General features: G+C 71.2%; 15 protein-coding genes. 13 read left to right on the top strand and 2 right to left on the bottom strand.

Annotated features, from left to right (window positions below; genetic code table 11):
* Positions 1 to 26 precede the first annotated feature (26 nt).
* Positions 27 to 1,220, top strand: coding sequence for a cytochrome P450 (locus ACIBAD_RS20110; RefSeq protein ID WP_134070053.1), 1,194 nt, complete (start codon positions 27 to 29; stop codon positions 1,218 to 1,220).
* 51 nt (positions 1,221 to 1,271) lie between these two features.
* On the opposite strand, the gene ACIBAD_RS20115 is transcribed toward ACIBAD_RS20110, so the two are convergent.
* Entirely contained in the window at positions 1,272 to 2,276 is a 1,005-nt protein-coding gene (locus tag ACIBAD_RS20115) for a Gfo/Idh/MocA family oxidoreductase (protein WP_398907919.1), read from the bottom strand.
* Between the two features lie 190 nt (positions 2,277 to 2,466).
* Between ACIBAD_RS20115 and ACIBAD_RS20120 the strand changes: the two genes are divergently transcribed.
* The 12 genes from ACIBAD_RS20120 to ACIBAD_RS20175 all read left to right on the top strand — a co-directional run bounded on the left by ACIBAD_RS20120 (position 2,467) and on the right by ACIBAD_RS20175 (position 12,577).
* Positions 2,467 to 3,486: a sugar ABC transporter substrate-binding protein gene (locus tag ACIBAD_RS20120; RefSeq protein WP_398907920.1), complete on the top strand. Its 1,020-nt coding sequence runs from the start codon at positions 2,467 to 2,469 to the stop codon at positions 3,484 to 3,486.
* Positions 3,483 to 4,514, top strand: a complete 1,032-nt coding sequence (locus ACIBAD_RS20125; protein WP_134070047.1) for an ABC transporter permease — start codon at positions 3,483 to 3,485, stop codon at positions 4,512 to 4,514. The genes ACIBAD_RS20120 and ACIBAD_RS20125 overlap by 4 nt, the downstream gene beginning before the upstream one ends.
* Positions 4,514 to 5,392 (top strand): ATP-binding cassette domain-containing protein, encoded by an 879-nt coding sequence (locus ACIBAD_RS20130; protein ID WP_398907921.1) that lies wholly within the window; start codon positions 4,514 to 4,516, stop codon positions 5,390 to 5,392. Before ACIBAD_RS20125 ends, ACIBAD_RS20130 begins: the two co-directional genes overlap by 1 nt.
* Positions 5,393 to 5,408: 16 nt before the next feature.
* The gene (locus ACIBAD_RS20135) at positions 5,409 to 6,653 is read left to right on the top strand and encodes an ROK family glucokinase (protein WP_398907922.1); all 1,245 of its coding nucleotides are present in this window, start codon (positions 5,409 to 5,411) and stop codon (positions 6,651 to 6,653) included.
* Positions 6,650 to 7,237, top strand: a complete 588-nt coding sequence (locus ACIBAD_RS20140; protein WP_134070043.1) for a hypothetical protein — start codon at positions 6,650 to 6,652, stop codon at positions 7,235 to 7,237. Before ACIBAD_RS20135 ends, ACIBAD_RS20140 begins: the two co-directional genes overlap by 4 nt.
* Positions 7,238 to 7,285: 48 nt before the next feature.
* Positions 7,286 to 7,918 carry an MBL fold metallo-hydrolase gene (locus ACIBAD_RS20145; RefSeq protein WP_134070041.1) on the top strand — a complete coding sequence of 211 codons (633 nt, stop codon included), beginning with the start codon at positions 7,286 to 7,288 and terminating at the stop codon, positions 7,916 to 7,918.
* A 30-nt stretch (positions 7,919 to 7,948) separates the two neighbouring features.
* A complete protein-coding gene (locus ACIBAD_RS20150) occupies positions 7,949 to 8,737 on the top strand; it encodes an exodeoxyribonuclease III (RefSeq protein ID WP_398907923.1) in 789 nt (262 codons plus the stop codon).
* Between the two features lie 67 nt (positions 8,738 to 8,804).
* On the top strand, positions 8,805 to 9,245 hold the full coding sequence (locus ACIBAD_RS20155; protein WP_134070037.1) for a DUF6278 family protein: 441 nt from the start codon (positions 8,805 to 8,807) through the stop codon (positions 9,243 to 9,245).
* Between the two features lie 107 nt (positions 9,246 to 9,352).
* The gene (locus ACIBAD_RS20160; protein WP_134070034.1) at positions 9,353 to 10,096 is read left to right on the top strand and encodes an amino acid ABC transporter ATP-binding protein; all 744 of its coding nucleotides are present in this window, start codon (positions 9,353 to 9,355) and stop codon (positions 10,094 to 10,096) included.
* A gap of 11 nt (positions 10,097 to 10,107) precedes the next feature.
* Positions 10,108 to 11,034: a glutamate ABC transporter substrate-binding protein gene (locus tag ACIBAD_RS20165; protein ID WP_166682022.1), complete on the top strand. Its 927-nt coding sequence runs from the start codon at positions 10,108 to 10,110 to the stop codon at positions 11,032 to 11,034.
* Positions 11,035 to 11,051: 17 nt separating this feature from the next.
* Entirely contained in the window at positions 11,052 to 11,696 is a 645-nt protein-coding gene (locus ACIBAD_RS20170) for an amino acid ABC transporter permease (protein ID WP_053693499.1), read from the top strand.
* The gene (locus ACIBAD_RS20175; protein ID WP_398907924.1) at positions 11,693 to 12,577 is read left to right on the top strand and encodes an amino acid ABC transporter permease; all 885 of its coding nucleotides are present in this window, start codon (positions 11,693 to 11,695) and stop codon (positions 12,575 to 12,577) included. The genes ACIBAD_RS20170 and ACIBAD_RS20175 overlap by 4 nt, the downstream gene beginning before the upstream one ends.
* A 36-nt stretch (positions 12,578 to 12,613) precedes the next feature.
* Here ACIBAD_RS20175 and ACIBAD_RS20180 read toward each other — a convergent pair whose 3' ends face one another.
* Complete coding sequence (locus ACIBAD_RS20180) at positions 12,614 to 14,221, bottom strand: CocE/NonD family hydrolase (protein ID WP_398907925.1); 1,608 nt, start codon at positions 14,219 to 14,221, stop codon at positions 12,614 to 12,616.
* Positions 14,222 to 14,327 lie beyond the last annotated feature (106 nt).

Consider the following 14,327-nt stretch of genomic DNA (forward strand, 5'->3'; position numbering starts at 1 on the left):
CTGAGCGGTCACATTAATGTGACCGCATGCCCTTACCGGACATCAGCGCGAACGACGCCGACTTCCGCACCGATCCCTACTCCTTCTACGCCCGGCTCCGCGCGACGGGCCCGGTGCACCACGTGGAGGTCACGGCCACCGAGTACGCGCCCACCTTCCTGGTGGTCGGCTACGACGAGGCCCGCCGGGCCCTCAGCCACCCCGGTCTGGCGAAGGACTGGAGCAGCGGCGCCATCCTGCCGGGCATCACGACCACCGCGGCCAACAGCAACATGCTGGAGGCCGACCCGCCGCACCACACCCGGCTCCGCCGCCTGGTGGCCCGAGAGTTCACCGCCCGCCGCGTGCAGGACATGCGCCCCCGCGTCCAGCAGGTCACCGACGACCTGCTCGACGCGATGGCCGCCCGCCCGCAGCGCACCGCCGACCTGGTCAAGGCCCTCGCCTTCCCGCTCCCGATGACCGTCATCGCCGAACTCCTCGGCGTCCCCGACCTGGACCGCGAGCGCTTCGGCCACTGGTCCAAGGAGGTCGTCGCCCCCACCTCCGCCACCCCGAGCACCACCGCGCACCGGAAGCTCGGGGAGTACCTCGCCGAACTCGTCGAGGCCAAGGCCGAGGATCCCGGCGAGGACCTGCTCAGCGCCCTCATCCGGACCCGCGACGAGGACGGCGACGCACTGTCCTCCACGGAGCTGATCGGGATGGCGTTCCTGCTGCTGGTCGCCGGCCACGAGACCACCGTCAACCTCATATCCAACGCCGCGCGCGCCCTGCTGGCCCACCCGGACCAACTGGCCGCCCTGCGCGCCGACTACGACGGCCTCCTCGACGGAGCCGTCGAGGAGGTGCTCCGCTACGACGGCCCGGTGCAGAACACCACCTACCGATACGCCCGCGAGGACATGGAGCTCGGCGGCACCGCCATCCCGGCCGGGGCCACCGTCCTCGTCTCGCTGGCCGGAGCCGACCGCGACCCCGGGCGCTACGGGGACCCCGACGCGTTCGACATCCGGCGCGCGCCGCAGGGCCACCTCGCCTTCGGGCACGGACTGCACTTCTGCCTCGGCGCCCCGCTCGCCCGGATGGAGGGCCGCATCGCGATCCGCGGCCTGCTGGAGCGGTTCCCGGACCTGGCCGAGGACCCGGACGAGGAGGCGCCGACGTACATCGGGGGCAGCCTGATCCGCGGCGTGACCCGGCTCCCGGTGCGCTGGTAGCCGCCGCCCGTGGCCGATTCCCCACCGCCCCCGCCCGCTTCCCCGGCGCCCCTACAGGTCCGGGAGCTCCGCCATGCGCACCGGGCGCCGCTCCCGCCGCGACGCCTCGCACGCCTCCGCGATCCGCAGCGCGGCCAGCGCCTCCCGGCCGTCGCACGGGTTGGGGCCCTCGCCGCGCACCAGCCGGACGAAGGCCGCCAGCTCCGCCTCGTACGCGGGGGCGAACCGCTCCAGGAAGCCCGCCCAGGGCTTGCTCGCCGGGGGCGGGCCGTGCGGTTCGGTCGAGGCGATCGGCGTACGGTCGTCCAGCCCGGAGGAGACCTGGTCGAGCTCACCGGCCAGCTCCATGCGCACGTCGTACCCGGCGCCGTTGCAGCGGGTGCCCGTACAGGTGGCCAGGGTCCCGTCGTCCAGGGTGAGGACGGCGACGGCGGTGTCCACGTCGCCGAGCTCGCGGAAGACCGCCGGACCCGCGTCGGAGCCGGTCGCGAACACCTCGGTCACCTCGCGGCCGGTCACCCAGCGGACCATGTCGAAGTCGTGCACCAGGCAGTCCCGGTACAGCCCCCCCGACGTCGCCAGGTAGGCGGCGGGCGGTGGCGCCGGATCGGCGGTCATCGTCCGTACGGTGTGCAGCCGGCCCAGGGCTCCGGAGCGCACCAGCTCCCGCGCGGTGCGGCAGCCCGCGTCGAAGCGGCGCATGAAGCCCAGCTGGAGCACCCCGTCCGCGGCGACCACCTCGCGCAGTACGGCCAGTGTCCGGGCGAGGTCGGGGGCCAGGGGCTTCTCGCAGAACACCGGGAGCCCGCCGCGGACCGCCCGCAGGACCAGCTCGGCGTGCCCGTCGGTGGCGCAGGCCACGACCACGGCGTCCACGCCCCAGGTGAAGACCTGCTCCACGGACGGGGCGGCGGTCGCCCCCAGCCGGTCGGCGAGGCGAGCCGCCCGCACGGGATCGGCGTCGGCGAGGAGCAGCGAGCCGGCGTCCGGGTGGCGGGCCAGTGCCGCCGCGTGGAAGGAGCCGATCCGGCCCGTTCCGATCACCCCGATGCGCATGCAATCAACCTGACCCCCTCACCGGGGGCTGTCAATCCGCCCGACAGTACCCGTATGGCCCAGATGGGCTCGAAGGACCCGATGACCGCACATGGTCCACTGTGGCGGATACTGAGCGGCTGGAACCGTAATGACCGCTTTGACAGCAGCGGACCGCACAAGACGCAGGACGAGGGAAGGGCACGCAGACGTGGCTAGGGTTCGGACAGGGGTGCGCGTCGCGGGCGCCGTGCTCGCGGCGGTACTGGGGGCCTCCCTCGTGGGCTGCAGCAGTACGGGCGGCAAGCGTGCCGAGGAGCGGGCGAAGGCCGCCCAGGCGGGCCGGCCCGCCGTGTCCACCCCGCGCTGGACCTTCGCGATGGTCACGCACGCGGGAGACGGCGACACCTTCTGGGACATCGTCCAGAAGGGTGCCAAGGAGGCCGCGGCGAAGGACAACATCAACTTCGTCTACGCCCACGACGACCAGGCTCAGCAGCAGGCCCAGTTCGTGCAGAACGCCATCGACCAGAAGGTCGACGGGATCGTGGTGAGCCTGGCCAAGCCCGAGGCGCTCAAGGACGTCATCGGCAAGGCGGTCAAGGCCGGGATCCCGGTGATCACCGTCAATTCCGGATCCGCGCAGTCGGCCGAGTACGGCGCCCTCACCCACATCGGCCAGGACGAGCAGATCGCCGGCGAGGCGGTGGGTGCCGAGCTGGGCAAGCGCGGAAGGAAGAAGGCCGTCTGCGTCCTGCACGAGCAGGGCAACGTCGGCCACGAGCAGCGCTGCGCCGGGGCGAAGAAGACTTTCGGTGAGTCCGGCGGAATCATGGAGAACCTGTACGTCGAGGGCACCAACATGCCCTCCGTCCAGGCGGCCATCCAGGCGAAGCTCCAGGCCGACCCCTCCGTCGACGCCATCGTCACCCTCGGCGCGCCCTTCGCCCCGACGGCGATCAAGGCGAAGGACGCGGCGGGCAGCAAGGCCGAGGTCGACACCTTCGACCTCAACGCGTCCGTCGCCCGCGACCTCAAGTCCGGCGCCCTCGGCTTCGCCGTCGACCAGCAGCCCTACCTCCAGGGCTACGAGGCCATCGACCTGCTCTGGCTGTACCGCTACAACGCGAACGTCCTCGGCGGCGGCCGCCCGGTGCTCACCGGACCGCAGATCGTGACGGCCGACGAAGCCGGCAAGCTGGAGGAGTTCATCAAGCGGGGCAGCCGATGAGCACGGCAACGGCCGTCGACGAACGGCTCGCCCCCACCTCGCTGGTGCGCAAGCTGCTCGGCCGCCCCGAGCTCGGCGCGGTCGTCGGCGCGGCCGCCGTCTTCGTCTTCTTCTCCATCGCCGCGCCCAGCTTCCTGCAGGCCTCCAGCCTGAGCACGATCCTGTACTCGGCCTCCACCATCGGGATCATGGCCTGCCCGGTGGCCCTGCTGATGATCGGCGGCGAGTTCGACCTCTCCGCCGGCGTCATGGTCACCACCTCGGCGCTGGTCAGCTCGATGTTCAGCTACCAGATGACCGCCAACGTGTGGGTGGGCGTCGCGGTGTCCCTGCTGGTCACCCTGGCCATCGGCTTCTTCAACGGGTTCATGCTGACCCGTACCAAGCTGCCCAGCTTCATCATCACGCTCGGCACCTTCCTGATGCTGACGGGCCTGAACCTCGGCTTCACCAAGCTGATCAGCGGATCCGTCTCGACGAAGACCATCGCCGACATGGAGGGCTTCGACTCCGCCCGCGCGCTCTTCGCCTCGCAGTGGAACGTCGGCTCGGTCACGCTCAAGGTCACCATCCTGTGGTGGCTGGCCCTGGTCGCCGTCGCCACCTGGATCCTGCTGCGCACCCGCGCCGGCAACTGGATCTTCGCGGTCGGCGGCGGGGCGGACGCGGCCCGCGCGACCGGCGTCCCCGTCGTCAAGACCCGGATCGGCCTGTACATGGGCGTCGCCCTGTGCGCCTGGATCTCCGGGCAGCACATCCTCTTCTCGTTCGACGTGGTCCAGTCGGGCGAGGGCGTCGGCAACGAGTTCCTCTACATCATCGCGGCCGTCATCGGCGGCTGCCTGATGACCGGCGGCTACGGCTCCGCGATCGGCTCGGCCGTCGGCGCCTTCATCTTCGGCATGACCAGCAACGGCATCGTGTACGCCCAGTGGAACCCGGACTGGTTCAAGTTCTTCCTCGGCGCGATGCTCCTGCTGGCGACGCTGCTCAACGCATGGGTCCGCAAGCGGGCGGAGGCGAAGTGATGACCGAGACCGTGTCCGCCACCCCGTACGAGAAGTCCTCCTCGCCGGCGCTCGTGAAGATGACGGACGTCAGCAAGTTCTACGGCAACATCCGGGCCCTCCAGGGGGTCTCCCTGGAGGTGCACGCCGGCGAGATCACCTGTGTCCTCGGCGACAACGGCGCCGGCAAGTCCACCCTCATCAAGATCATCGCGGGGCTGCACCGGCACGACGCCGGCCGCTTCGAGATCGAGGGCGAGGAGGCCGTGCTCGCCAACCCGCGCGCCGCCCTCGACCACGGCATCGCCACCGTCTACCAGGACCTCGCCGTCGTCCCGCTCATGCCCGTCTGGCGGAACTTCTTCCTCGGCTCCGAGCCCACCAGGGGCCGCGGCCCCTTCCGCCGCCTCGACGTGGAGTTCATGCGCGAGACCACCCGCGCCGAGCTGCTGCGCATGGGCATCGACCTGCGCGACGTGGACCAGCCGATCGGCACCCTGTCCGGCGGCGAGCGGCAGTGCGTGGCCATCGCCCGCGCCGTCTACTTCGGGGCGAAGGTCCTCGTCCTCGACGAGCCGACCGCCGCCCTCGGCGTCAAGCAGTCCGGCGTCGTCCTCAAGTACGTCGCCGCGGCCCGGGACGCGGGCCTGGGCGTGGTCCTGATCACCCACAACCCGCACCACGCCTACCTGGTCGGCGACCGGTTCGTGCTGCTCAAGCGCGGCACGATGGCCGGCAGCCACACCCGTGACTCGATCACTCTGGACGAGCTCACCCGGCAGATGGCGGGCGGCTCCGAGCTGGACGAGCTGAGCCACGAACTGGAGCGGGTGGCAGAATCAGGACCGGACCACCCGTCCGGAGCAGCCGATCCGGCGTCCGGCACCACCGCACCCTGAGGGACGACACGACTCGATGAGCACGTACCGGGACTTCACGCTCACCCACCGGGGGTCGGCGCGAGGCACCGTCCTGCGGACCATCGGGACCCGTGAGCGCCGGTCGCACCTGACCGCCCCGCGCGTCCCGACCGTCGGCATCGACATCGGCGGCACCAAGGTGATGGCCGGCGTCGTCGACGCCGACGGGGTCATCCTGGAGAAGATCCGCACCGAGACCCCCGACAAGTCCAAGAGCCCCAAGGTCGTCGAGGACACCATCGTCGAGCTGGTGCTCGACCTGTCCGACCGGCACGACGTCCACGCCGTGGGCATCGGCGCCGCCGGCTGGGTCGACGCCGACCGCTCCCGGGTGCTCTTCGCACCCCACCTGGCCTGGCGCGACGAGCCCCTGCGCGACGCGCTCCAGTCCCGGCTCGCGGTCCCGGTCATGGTGGACAACGACGCCAACACCGCCGCCTGGGCGGAATGGCGCTTCGGCGCGGGGCGCGGCGAGGACCACCTCGTCATGATCACGCTCGGCACCGGCATCGGCGGCGCGATCCTCGAAGGCGGCCAGGTCAAGCGCGGCCGCTTCGGGGTCGCCGGCGAGTTCGGCCACATGCAGGTCGTCCCCGGCGGCCACCGCTGCCCCTGCGGCAACCGAGGCTGCTGGGAGCAGTACAGCTCCGGCAACGCCCTGGTCCGCGAGGCCCGCGAGCTGGCCGCCGCCGACTCCCCGGTCGCGCACGAGATCATCGCCCGGGTCGGCGGCAACGTCTCGGAGATCACCGGGCCGCTCATCACCGAGCTGGCCCGCGAGGGCGACGCCATGTGCGTCGAGCTGCTGGATGACATCGGCCAGTGGCTGGGCGTCGGCATCGCCAACCTCGCAGCCGCCCTCGACCCCTCCTGCTTCGTCATCGGCGGCGGCGTCAGCGCCGCCGACGACCTGCTGATCGGCCCGGCCCGGGACGCTTTCCGGCGCCACCTCACCGGCCGCGGCTACCGGCCCGAGGCCCGCATCGCCAAGGCCCAGCTCGGCCCCGAGGCCGGCATGGTCGGCGCCGCCGACCTGGCCCGGCTCGTCGCCCGCCGCTTCCGCCGCGCCACGCGCCGGCGCGTCGAGCGGTACGAGCGCTACGCGCAGTGGGGCCTGATCGACTCCCCGGCCGCCGCCGGGCGCAAGGCCGCGGACCTCAAGGCCGCGGAGCTCAAGGCCGGCGAGGCCGAGGCCGCGGACACGAAGCCCGCGGACCTCAAGGACGGTGAGACGCAGTGACACCGCCCTCGGTGCCCCACCAGGCGCCCGCCCCCGACGAGGGCGGCACGCCCGCCCCGGCCGAGGACCGCAAGCACGTCGTCCGGCGCCGCTGGATCACCGCGATCATCATCCTGCTGCTGGTCGGCGTGCCCGCGGGCTACCTCGCCGTATCCGCCCAGCAGAGCCGCGAGAGCGGCCGGGACAAGGCCGCCAAGGTCGGCGCGACCAAGGTCCGCCCCGGCTGGCCCTCCAAGGTGCAGCGCAGCATCTACGAGGTGCCGATCCCGCCGAAGGCCTGGCGGGTGGGGTTCCTGGAGACCAACAACTGGCGCACCAGCCGGCTGTACGTGCAGTTCGCGGTCACCCCCGCCGACCTGGACACCTTCCTGGCCGACGTCGGCACCAGCCGCTCCGAACTGACCCGCGAGGTCTCCGTCGGGGCGCACGACGCCGCGATCGCGGGCTGGAGCTGGGGCCCGCAGAACGCCTGGTACGGCACCACGCTGGAGCAGCCGAACCCGCGCCCCACCCGGGACGTCACGGTCGACCTCACGGACCCGGCCAAGCCGAGGGTCTACGTGGTCTCCACCGCGACCCCGTAGCCGGGGGCGTTCGGCGGATCACGGCCGGGCACCCCCTAGCCTTCTGCCATGAAGCTCACCAAGCGGCTGCACTCCTGTGTCCAACTGGAGAAGGACGGGCGCGTGCTCGTCATCGACCCGGGCGTCTTCAGCGAGCCCGACGCGGGGCTCGGGGCGGACGCCCTGCTCGTCACCCACGAGCACCCCGACCACTTCGACGAGGGCCGGCTGCGCGCCGCCCTCGACGCCGACCCCGCGGCCGCGCTCTGGACGCTGCGCAGCGTCGCGGAGCGGCTGGCACCCGCCTACCCGGGCCGGGTGCACACGGTCGGCCACGGGGACGCCTTCAGCGCCGCCGGCTTCGAGGTCCAGGTCCACGGAGAGCTGCACGCCGTGATCCACCCGGACCTCCCGCGGGTCACCAATGTCGGCTTCCTCGTGGAGGGTTCGCTCTTCCACCCCGGTGACGCGCTGACCGTCCCCGAGGTGCCCGTGGACACCCTGATGCTCCCGGTGCACGCGCCCTGGAACAAGGTCGCCGAGGTGATCGACTACCTGCGCGAGGTCAAGCCGCGCCGGGCCATCGACATCCACGACGCCTACCTCTCGGACATCGCCCGGCCGATCTACGACAACGCCCTCGCGGCCCTCGGCGGCACCGACCACGGGCGGCTCGCCGCCGGGGAGGCCGCCCAGCTGTGACTGTCGGTGCCGGGCGGTAGGTTGGACGGCATGCGTATCGCCACGTTCAACGTCAACTCGATCACCGCCCGGCTGCCCCGTCTGCTGGCCTGGCTGGAGAGCTCCGGCACCGATGTCGTGTGCATCCAGGAGACCAAGTGCTCCGAGGAGCAGTTCCCGCGCGAGCAGCTGCGCGAGCTGGGGTACGAGTCGGCCGTCAACGCCACCGGCAGGTGGAACGGGGTGGCCCTGATCTCCAAGGTCGGCCTGGAGGACGTGGTCAGGGGCCTGCCCGGCGGGCCCGACTACGAGGGCGTCGAGGAGCCGCGGGCGATCTCCGCCACCTGCGGCGGGGTGCGCCTGTGGTCGGTGTACGTGCCGAACGGGCGCGAGGTCGAGCACGACCACTACGGGTACAAGCTGGACTGGTTCCGCGCGCTGACCGCCGCCGTCGCCGAAGACGCGGCCGGCCCGCGCCCGTTCGCGGTGCTCGGCGACTACAACGTGGCCCCGACCGACGAGGACGTGTACGACCCTTCGGTCTTCGCGGGCCTGACCCACGTGACCCCCGCCGAGCGCGCCGCCCTGGAGGCACTGCGTGCCGCGGGGCTCTCCGACGTGGTGCCGCGCCCGCTCAAGTACGACCGGCCGTACACGTACTGGGACTACCGCCAGCTCGCCTTCCCCAAGAACCGGGGCATGCGCATCGACCTGGTCTACGGGAACGAGTCCTTCACCAAGGCCGTCACCGACGCGTACGTGGACCGCGAGGAGCGCAAGGGCAAGGGCGCCTCGGACCACGCGCCGGTGGTCGTGGACCTGGCGCTCGACACCCCCTGACCGGCCGGGGCGGACGGATCCCGCGCGCCCTGTGGCCAGCGCGGGATCCTGGTGCCAGGCTGGCGGTATGAACATCCCCTTCCTGGACAACTGGCTGAACCGGCACGAAACGGAACGGGGTGCGGGACTCGCCGCCGCCCTCGCGGACGACCCCGAGGGCGTCAACGAGTTGTTCTCGGAATGCGAGATGCTGCGCGTCCACGCGCGCGCGGCCGGGCTGGAACTCGACGAGAGCCCGGCCTCGTTGGAGGCGCTCGACCAGCTGATGCCCCGCTGGCGCCGGGACCCCGAGGTCGTGCCCTGGCTCGGCAACGACGCGGGCTTCTACCTCGGCACGGTGATCATCCGGACCAAGCTGGGCGCCGCCTGGCAGGTCTGGCCCAACGGCCAGCCGGTGATCCGGCTGGCCTCGGGCCGCGAGCTGAACGTGGTGGAGTCGGGGGTGTCGTGGGCGATGACCGGCTCCCCGGAACTCTCCCAGGCGTACGCCGAAGCCTCCGAAGGCTGACCCGATTGAGCTTTATGTCGCCTTTAGGCGTGTCGAGCGGAAGTGCCCTTCCGTCGCTGGATAGTTTGCGCTGACCTCGACACTCCGACAGGTGGGCAGGGCAGCGCATGGCCGTCGATCCGTTGATCGAGCTGAGGGACGTCAACAAGCATTACGGGGCGTTGCACGTCCTCCAGGACATCAACCTCACCGTCGGCCGCGGCGAGGTGGTGGTGGTCATCGGCCCGTCCGGTTCCGGGAAGTCGACCCTGTGCCGGACCATCAACCGCCTGGAGACCATCGAGTCGGGCACGATCCTGCTCGACGGCAAGCCGCTGCCCGACGAGGGCAAGGAGCTGGCGGCCCTCCGAGCCGACGTGGGCATGGTCTTCCAGTCCTTCAACCTCTTCGCGCACAAGACCGTCCTCGCCAACGTCTCGCTCGCGCAGGTCAAGGTCAGGAAGCGCAAGAGGGACGAGGCCGACAAGCGCTCCCGCGAGCTGCTCGGCCGCGTGGGCCTCGCCGACCAGGCGCCGAAGTACCCCGCCCAGCTCTCCGGCGGCCAGCAGCAGCGCGTCGCGATCGCCCGGGCCCTCGCCATGAACCCCAAGGCCCTGCTCTTCGACGAGCCCACCTCGGCCCTCGACCCGGAGATGATCAACGAGGTGCTGGAGGTCATGCGCCAGCTCGCCGCCGACGGCATGACGATGGTCGTGGTCACGCACGAGATGGGCTTCGCCCGGTCCGCGGCCAACCGCGTCGTGTTCATGGCCGACGGCAGGATCGTCGAGGACCGCACGCCGGAGGAGTTCTTCACCGCCCCGGAGAGCGAGCGGGCCAGGGACTTCCTCTCCAAGATCCTCAAGCACTGAGGGGCGGCCCGATGAAGCGCACCCCCGGCGCGCGCCCGCGCGCCCGCCTCCTTCTCCTCGCCGCCGCCCTGCTGGTCCTCCTCGCCGGCTGCGGCAAGGAGGGCAGCCCTCCGGTCAAGGGGCCGCAGCCCGAGGACCTGCCGGTCTACAAGGTCGCGACCGGCTTCGAGCTGCCGCAGTCCCGTACCTGGGAGCGCGCCAAGCGGCGCGGCCGCCTCGTGGTCGGCGTCAAGGAGGACCAGCCGTACCTGGGCGAGAAGGACCCCGCGAGCGGCCGCTACTCCGGTTTCGACGTCGAGATCGCCAAGATGATGGCGGCCTCGCTCGGCTTCGACCCCAAGACGACCGAGTTCAAGACAATCGCCTCCGCCAACCGCGAGACGGCCCTCCAGAACGGCCAGATCGACTACTACGTCGGCACCTACACGATCAACGACAACCGCAAGAAGCAGGTCGGCTTCGCCGGCCCGTACTTCATGGCCGGCCAGTCCCTGCTCGTGCGCAAGAACGAGAAGGACATCAAGGGGCCCGAGGACCTCGCGGGCAAGAAGGTCTGCTCCGCCGCCGGATCCACCCCCTACCAGCGGCTCCAGCGGGAGTACCCGCAGGCGGTCCTGGTCGCGTACGACACCTACTCGGCCTGCGTGGACAACCTCCTGACCTACCAGGTCGACGCCGTCTCCACCGACGACTCCATCCTCCTCGGCTACGCGGCCAAGGTCCCCGACGAGCTCAAGGTCGTCGGCGCGCCCTTCTCCAAGGAGCCCTACGGCGTCGGCGTACCGCGCAGCGACAACGCCCTGCGCTTCGCCCTCGACGACGCCTTGGCGGAGCAGGAGGCGAACGGGAACTGGAAGAAGGCGTACGAGGCCACGCTCGGCCTGTCCGGCGTACCCGCCCCGAAGCCGCCCGCCATCGACCGCTACCCGGCGAGCTGAGGGGAGAGCCCACCACCATGGACGTACTCACGCAGAACTTCCCGCTCTACTGGAAGGGCTTCCTCGGGACCGTCGAACTCACCGTCTACGCCTCGCTGCTCGCCCTGGTCCTCGGCTTCGTCATGGCCTCCTTCCGCGTCGCGCCCGTCGGCTCCTTCCGGGTCTTCGGCACGGTCTGGGTCACCGTGCTCCGCAACACCCCGCTCACCCTGCTCTTCTTCGCCGTGCTGCTGGGCCTGCCGCGCTTCGGGCTGGTCCTGCCCTTCCAGGTGTTCGCGGTCCTCACGCTGGGCTGCTACACCTCCGCCTTCATCTGCGAGGTCCTGCGCTCGGGCATCAACACCGTGCCCAAGGGCCAGGGCGAGGCCTCCCGCAGCCTGGGCATGAGCTTCACCCAGACCCTGGGCTCGGTGGTGCTGCCGCAGGCCTTCCGCAGCGTCATCCCGCCCATCGGCTCCACGCTGATCGCCCTCGCCAAGAACTCGGCGATCGCCGGCGCCTTCAGCGTCACCGAGCTGCTGGGCACGTACAAGACGCTCAGCGAGCTGGGCTACAACATCATCTGGACCTTCGTCTGGATCGCCGTCGGCTACCTGATCATCACCTTGTCCATCAGCGCGCTCTTCAACGTGCTGGAGAAGCGCTGGGGGATCGCCCGATGACCGCGCACGCGCTCCGCGGGGACCCGGAGTCCACCGCCCTCTACGACCTGCCCGGCCCGCGGGCGCGGCGCCGGCACTTCCTCTACGGGGTCGCCTCCACGGTGGTGATCCTCGGACTGCTCGCGTGGATCCTCTACCTCCTCTTCGACACCGACCAGTTCACCTCCGCCAAGTGGAGCCCCTTCGCGTACAAGGGCATCCAGGAACTGCTGCTCAAGGGGCTGGGGAACACCCTCAAGGCCTTCCTGTACGCCTCGGCGTTCTCGCTCGTCCTCGGCGCGGTGCTCGCGGCCGGGCGGCTCTCCGTCCACCGGCCCCTGCACTGGGCGGCCACCCTGTGCGTGGAGTTCTTCCGGGCCATGCCCGTGCTGGTGATGATCTTCTTCATCTTCGTCGCGCTGAAGGTCCAGCCGCTGCCGGCGCTGGTGGCGGGACTGACCCTGTACAACGGCTCGGTGCTCGCCGAGGTCTTCCGTACGGGCATCAACTCCGTGGACCGGGGCCAGCGCGAGGCGGCGTACGCGCTCGGCATGCGCAAGACCCAGGTGATGACGTTCGTGCTCGCCCCGCAGGCGGTCCGGGCGATGCTGCCCACCATCATCAGCCAGCTGGTGGTGGCCCTGAAGGACACCTCGCTCGGCTACCTGATCACGTACGAGGAGTTCCTGCACGCGGGCAAGCTGATCGCCTCGAACCTCGACTACGACCTGCCGTTCATCCCCGTCGTGATGATCATCTCCCCGATCTACATCGGGATGTGCATGCTGCTCTCCTGGTTCGCCGGCTGGGTGGCGCGGTTCGAGCGGCGCAGTGTGAAGACCGAGGCGGTCGAGGTCGTCGAGCCCGATCCCGGAACGGTGCTGCCGGGCACGCAACGGTAGCTCCGAAGAGCCGCCCCGCCCGGCAGCAGCCGCAGATCACTGCTCGCGCAGCGGCACCGAGACGTACGAGGGATCGGTGCGCGGCGAGGAGAAGGTCAGCTGTGCGCCGGTGGGGTTGTGCTCGATGTAGAGGGGGTCGACGGTGTCGATCACGAGGGCGATCCGGTGGCCCTCGGGCACGTCGTAGGCGGTGGAGAACAGCTCCAGGTCCACGCCGAAGGAGCGGCCCCGGGGCTTGCCGTGAAAGGTGTACGGGGCGTGGCTCACCAGCTTGCCGATGCCGAGCGGCCCGACGTCGTAGAGGTACGCGACGAACGTGCCGTCCTCGGCGGTGGGGGTGACGGTGGTGTGCAGCTTCACCGTGCCGCGGATGCGGCGGTCGCCGTCCTGGCGCGGGGACTGCCAGACGGCCGCGAAGGCGCGGGGGAGGAGCGGGACGGAGGCGGTCGGGGGCGCCTTGGCGAACTGGTCGAGGATGCTGGAGAGGAAGACGACGCCGCCGTCGGCGCCCGAGTCGATGCCGGTGAGGAGGCGCTCGCTGTCGGGGAGCGGGATCCTCTCGGTGCCCGCGGAGCCGACCGACTTCCAGTCGGCGTAGCCCTCGTAGACCTCGTCCCCGCCGTTGCTGCGGGACTTGATCTGCACCGGGGCCTCGGTGTCCACGCCGTTGCGCTCGCCCTTGAGGTAGCGGTCGAACCAGCGGTGGGCGTTCGCCCAGGTGTCGTTGGGCAGCCCGAGCAGGCCGGTGCCCTCGGCGGTGGCGTGGTCGCCGGGCCGGAACTCCAGGCGCTTGGGGCCGGTCAGCTTCTCGAAGAAGGCCGCGTACTGGTTGGGAGGGAAGATGCTGTCTCCCCAGGCGTTGCCCAGCATGATCGCGGCGCCGTTGGCGTTGATCCCGTCGAGCTGCTCCGCGGCCGAGCGCTCCCGGCCCCACTCGATCATCTGCGGCTCCCGGTCCAGCCGGGAGCCCAGGAAGTCGCCCAGGACCTGCTGGAGTTCGGGGCCGGGACGGCCGGTGAGGTAGCCGGCGCCGCCGAGCAGCGCGGCGGCCTGGAGGTGCTGGGTGCGGCCCGAGTAGATCGACTCGATGACGTCGGCCCAGCCGCTGAGCGCTACGACGGCTTTGATCCGGGGGTCGTGCGCCGAGGCCAGCAGGCTGATGCCCGCGCCGTAGGAGACCCCGCCCAGGCCGATGTGGCCGGCGTCGGCGGGGGTGTTGGCCAGCGCCCAGTCGATGACGGCGGAGACGTCGGCGGTGTCGGGCGGGCCGGCCACCTCGATGCGGCCGCCCGAGAGCCAGAAGCCGCGGGAGGTGTAGCTGACGACGACGTAGCCGTCGTCGGCGAGCTTCTCGGCCTGCGCGACGTATTCGATCTGCGGCATGCCCCAGCTGGTGGGCAGCACGATGAGCGGGTACTTCCGGCCGGTCTGCGCGTCGGCCGGGGTGAAGACGTTGCCCTTGAGGGTGATGCCGCCGGAGCCGGGGATGTCGTGGAAGCGGAGGTCGGACGGCGCCGACGGAGCCCCCGCCGCGGCGGGGGCGGGCGCCGCCTGGGCCTGGTGGGGGGCCAGGCCCAGAGCGGTCGCCGCCAGTACGGCCGCCACGGCGGCCGCGGTGCTGGTGGTGCGGGCGGTGCGGACCATCGATCGCTCCTCGCGTGCGCCGGTGTCAAAGCGACCCGACGGTAGTGCGAGGGACTTACCGGTGGTAACCCGCCGGTGAGTTACGCGGTGGTAACGATTGAACGAG

Origin of the sequence: Streptomyces sp. NPDC051109 (assembly GCF_044455885.1) — a bacterium.
Classification (GTDB): Bacteria; Actinomycetota; Actinomycetes; order Streptomycetales; family Streptomycetaceae; genus Streptomyces.